Source organism: Janthinobacterium woesei, assembly GCF_051380875.1.
Taxonomy (GTDB): Bacteria; Pseudomonadota; Gammaproteobacteria; order Burkholderiales; family Burkholderiaceae_D; genus Janthinobacterium.
The window spans coordinates 1-4,534 of record NZ_JBNYXW010000043.1 but is presented as its reverse complement, the minus strand read 5'-3'; the positions used below and the strand labels follow the sequence as shown (position 1 = coordinate 4,534).

General features: G+C 62.1%; 5 protein-coding genes. 4 read left to right on the top strand and 1 reads right to left on the bottom strand.

Features of this window, described 5'->3' with window-relative positions:
- Positions 1 to 146: arsenic metallochaperone ArsD family protein (locus ACQ4W6_RS25580; RefSeq protein WP_436569970.1), on the bottom strand; the 146-nt coding region annotated here is incomplete at its 3' end.
- 234 nt (positions 147 to 380) lie between these two features.
- Between ACQ4W6_RS25580 and ACQ4W6_RS25575 the strand changes: the two genes are divergently transcribed.
- Genes ACQ4W6_RS25575 through ACQ4W6_RS25560 form a run of 4 tightly spaced genes read left to right on the top strand, consistent with a single transcriptional unit; the run spans position 381 to position 4,381 of the window.
- Positions 381 to 743: a PepSY domain-containing protein gene (locus ACQ4W6_RS25575; RefSeq protein WP_436569969.1), complete on the top strand. Its 363-nt coding sequence runs from the start codon at positions 381 to 383 to the stop codon at positions 741 to 743.
- Complete coding sequence (locus tag ACQ4W6_RS25570) at positions 740 to 1,210, top strand: DUF2271 domain-containing protein (protein ID WP_436569968.1); 471 nt, start codon at positions 740 to 742, stop codon at positions 1,208 to 1,210. Before ACQ4W6_RS25575 ends, ACQ4W6_RS25570 begins: the two co-directional genes overlap by 4 nt.
- An 11-nt stretch (positions 1,211 to 1,221) precedes the next feature.
- Positions 1,222 to 3,441 carry a PepSY domain-containing protein gene (locus ACQ4W6_RS25565; RefSeq protein WP_436569967.1) on the top strand — a complete coding sequence of 740 codons (2,220 nt, stop codon included), beginning with the start codon at positions 1,222 to 1,224 and terminating at the stop codon, positions 3,439 to 3,441.
- Positions 3,425 to 4,381 carry an FAD:protein FMN transferase gene (locus ACQ4W6_RS25560; RefSeq protein ID WP_436569966.1) on the top strand — a complete coding sequence of 319 codons (957 nt, stop codon included), beginning with the start codon at positions 3,425 to 3,427 and terminating at the stop codon, positions 4,379 to 4,381. Before ACQ4W6_RS25565 ends, ACQ4W6_RS25560 begins: the two co-directional genes overlap by 17 nt.
- The last annotated feature ends 153 nt before the right edge of the window (positions 4,382 to 4,534 follow it).

Here is a 4,534-nt window from a genome sequence, read left to right as displayed (position 1 = left end):
ACTTTATCTGCGAAGGCCATCGGTTGTTGGGCCAGGTTGTAGTGCTCAAGCTGCACACCGTTGAGCCGCGCCCAATCCGCATCGGCCGAAAACTGGAGCAACTGCGGTTCAATGTCTACCCCGCATACGCCACTGCTGCAGCGAATACTTGAATGGTTGTCATTTGTAAGCTCTCCTGTCGTTCCTGTTACAAGACAATAGGCCCGATAGGGCCAGGAAACATGCGCGGCGGCACATTGTGCGGCATGTTTTTACAAAAAAATTGACCTCGCGATGGTTGACACGCGAATACCCGAATTTTTCATCGCGCGATGCCAAGCAGGTAAGTATGATGTCAGTATGAACTGCCATGCTCAGGTGGTTATAAGGGAGAACAAGCGATGTTCTTAGTGCGCATATTCATGGTTCTGTCTGCCCTTGCTTTCAGCGGCGCGGCCTGTGCAGAGGTCAATTGCACGGATCCCATCGGTGACTGGAAACCTCGCGAGCAATTGCAGCGGGAATCCGAACAGCGCGGCTGGACTGTCCAGCGCATCAAGATCGACGATGGCTGCTACGAGCTCAGAGCCGTCGATCGCAACGGCAACAAAATCAAGGCCAAATACTCCCCGGCGTCGCTGCGCGTGCGTAGCCTGGCGGTGGACTTCGGCAACGACGGCGATGCTTCCGACTACCTCGGCCCTGTGCCGCAGGCGCCCATCAGGAGGCGTACAGGCCCAACATCCCATGGGGAAAAGCAATGAAAAACATCACCGTCTACGCCTGCCTTGCAGGTGCATTGGCGCTGCCCGGCCTCGTCCAGGCGCGCCCGGTCGCGCTCACCGCGCAACTGAAGAACTACGCCGGCAACGGCGCGTACCTGGCGGTGTATGTCACTGATGCCGCTGGCAAGTACAAGAAAACGTTATGGATAGCAGGAAAGAAAACGAAGTATTACAAGCACCTGAGCGACTGGGCACGCGGTAGTGGCATGGCCGCGCGCGAATTTGACGGGGTCAGCGGAGCGAGCGTCGGCAGCGGCAAAACCCTCAAGGTGACAGTCGAACTGGCAGACACCTTGATTGATGCCGGCTACGAGATCCGGGTTGACAGCGCGGCAGAGGACGGGCGCGATAACCCGGCCGACGTGCGCACGCCACTGACCAAACAGGGTGCCGGCAAACCCGTCGGTGGACGCGGCTACGTCAAGTCCTTCATTTACGACATGTAGCCACCGCCCGCATGTTGCGACAGATACACTCGCTCGCAGGCCTGATCAGCGCACTGCTGGTCATCATAATCGGTTTGACGGGGGCTGTTCTGTCGACCACTCCCGCGCTCGACCGGCTTGGGACCAACGTGCCGGCGGGCGTCAGCGTTGCCGAACTCGCGGGCCGGGTGGCGCGCCACTATCCGGGAGCGGAACAGATCCAGCGCACGGCCTCCGGAACCATCATTGTCTACTACAGCGCCGGCGACATCTCGGGCGTGGACCGGATCGACCCGTCCAGCGGCAAGGCGATCGCACCCTATGCGCCCTCGGCATACGCGCGCTGGTTCAAGGAGTTGCACAGGTCACTATTCCTCGACACGCCAGGCAGCGCCGCTGTCGGCATCGCCGCCCTGGTGATGCTGCTGGTATCAGTCTCGGGGATACTCCTGCTGGTCAAGCGTGTGGGCGGTTGGCGCCAGCTGGCACGTCCCCTGCATGGCAATCGCAGCCAGCGCTGGCACGCTGCGGTTGCCCGACTTGCTGTCGCCGGTCTGCTGTTGTCTGCCTTAACCGGCAGCTACATGTCGGCGGCGACCTTCGCCTTCATTTCCGATGGTAGCCAGGACGAACCCGATATCCCCGCCACCACGTCCGGTGGATCCCCCCTGCCTGCGGCCCGCTTGCCAGCCTTACTGGCAACCAGACTGGTCGATCTGCGCGAACTTTCTTTTCCTCTTGCCAGTGACCGCACCGCCGTCTACACTTTACGCACCCGGCAAGGCGACGCCTATGTTGACCAGTCCAGCGGCGCGCTGCTCGCCTTCCGCGTACACAGCAATGCCCGACAAGTCTTTGAGCTGATCTACCAGTTGCATACCGGCGAAGGCCTGTGGTGGCTGGGCCTGGCACTCGGTCTAAGTGCGCTCAGTGCGCCTTGGCTGGCGGTGACTGGCATTGCCGTATGGTGGCAGCGGCAGCGGGCGAAACCTCGCATCGCCAACAACTCCCCCCTGGGTTCGGCCGACACCGTGATCCTGGTGGGTAGCGAAAATAACAGTACCTGGGGCTTTGCCCGCGTGCTGCACGATGCATTGCGACAGGCCGGACAACGCGTGCACACGGCGCCGATGAACCAGTTCTCATCGCGCTACGGTGCCGCACGCCAGTTGTTCATACTGACCTCGACGTATGGCGATGGCGACGCCCCCGCTTCCGGCAGGCACTTTCTGGCTAATTTGGCCGGTATTGCCCCCAACCAGGAGGCAAGTTACGCTGTACTCGGTTTCGGCGACCGCCAGTTCCCGACGTTCTGCCAGTTCGCACAGGAGGTCGACGCGGCGATGGCGGCGCGCGGATGGCGCCGGCTGCTTGAACTGGCCCTGATCGACCGTCAGTCGACCCAGGAATTCGCGCGGTGGGGGCGCCAGGTCGGCGCGCTGCTCAACCACGAGCTCGTGCTCGAATATGCCCCGGAACATCCGCACACTCATGCACTGCAGCTGCGCGAGCGTATCGCCTACGGCGAGGAGGAGCACGATCCCACTGTAGTGCTGCGCTTTATTGCCGCCGCGCTGCCCGCAACTGCTGGATGGCTGGCAAGGCGGCTTGCCCCCCATCGACTACCCCACTTCGAGGCCGGAGACCTGGTTGGCGTCATGGCGCCCGGCAGTTCGATGCCGCGTTTCTATTCGCTTGCGAGCGGGTCCAGCGATGGCGTGCTGGAAATTTGCGTGCGCAAGCAGCCTGGGGGCGTGTGTTCGAGCTACCTGTACAACTTGCTGCCGGGTGCTCTCATCGAGGCCTTTGTCCAGCCCAATCCGCAATTTCGTCCGGCCCTGGGAAAGGCGCCCGTCATCCTGATCGGTGCCGGTACCGGGATCGGGCCGCTTGCCGGATTTATACGCAACAATACGGGCAAACATCCGATGTACTTGTATTGGGGCGGGCGCAATCCCGCATCCGATTTTCTGTATGAGCCCGAACTGCGCAATTATCTGGCCGACCGCAGGCTGACGCAACTGCACACGGCATTCTCAAGAGTCAAGAATGGCATCCACGTGCAGACCCGGCTGATGGACGACGCTGACAATATGCGCCGCCTGATTGCGGACAATGGCCAGGTGCTCGTCTGTGGTAGCCGCGCTATGGCTGCCAGCGTCAGGCAGGCCCTGGACCAGATACTTGCACCGCTCAAGCTTGATGTGGCGGCGCTGCGGGACAAGGGAAGGTATCGTGAAGACGTCTTCTGAACATGCGCTGCGGCGCTACAGCCTGAACGGCTTAACCATGGGCAGCCGCTATACGGCTGTATTCTATTCGCCTGGGCAAGCGGACCTGGCCGCCATCGGTGCCAGTCTGTACGCTGCCGTCAACAGGGTCGACCGGCAGATGTCGACCTGGAACGCCGCCTCGGACCTGTGTCGCCTTAACGCAGCGCCGGAAAATACCTGGCTACCTGTGCCGGAGGAGCTTGCGCAGGTTCTGGCTGCGGGGCTGCTGGTTAGCCGCGAATCGGGAGGCGCCTTCGACATGGCGGTTGGCCAGTTGGTGGAGGACTGGGGATTCGGGCCGTCGCAACGCACGCCATCGCCGCAGATCGTGGCACAGCATGGCAAGGCATACTACCCGGCCGCCGAGGTATTAGACGTGGATCTGGCGCGTCAGCAGGTGCGCAAGCGCGCGCCGCTTATGCTCGACCTGTCGGGCATCGCCAAGGGTTATGGCGTCGACCAGCTGGCGCACTGCCTCGATGGCTGGTCAATCGCCAGCTACCTGGTCGGCATCGATGGCGAAATGCGGGCGCGCTCGGAAAGGCCCGATGGCAAGGCATGGACCGTGGCGATAGAAAAGCCGACGCCTGGCATCCGCGAAATCGGGGGCGTGATGGAACTGCACGACGTGGCCATTGCCACCTCGGGTGACTATCGCCGCTGGGTCGAAATTGACGGAACGCGCCATGCGCACACCATGCATCCGGCCTTGCGTCAGCCGGTATCGAACCGTCTCGCGGCCGTTACCGTGCTCGCCCCCAGCTGTATGCTGGCCGATGCCTGGGCCACGGCGTTCATGGTCCTGGGCGACGCCGAAGGTGTCGCGCTGGCCAGGAAACGGGGCATGGACGTGCTATTCGTCCTGCGTCACGGCGCCTTGCTCGAGGAAATTCTGATCATCGACGGGAAGATTGTCTGATCTGTGGCCGTGCATCAATGTGCCACCGCCACGCCGCGCAGCCATCGCCATTTCGATAGCCCCCACTTGACGCACTCGAACCAGATGATGCTGAGCACAGCGACCATCGCGCACTGCATCAGCAGCGCCATGTCCGGGAGCGCGAAGGCAAAC

Excerpts from the sequence above, each read along its gene's own strand:
- ACQ4W6_RS25565 (WP_436569967.1), top strand. The coding sequence starts at position 1,222 with ATGTTGCGACAGATACACTCGCTCGCAGGCCTGATCAGCGCACTGCTG.
- ACQ4W6_RS25575 (WP_436569969.1), top strand. The coding sequence starts at position 381 with ATGTTCTTAGTGCGCATATTCATGGTTCTGTCTGCCCTTGCTTTCAGC.
- ACQ4W6_RS25570 (WP_436569968.1), top strand. The coding sequence starts at position 740 with ATGAAAAACATCACCGTCTACGCCTGCCTTGCAGGTGCATTGGCGCTG.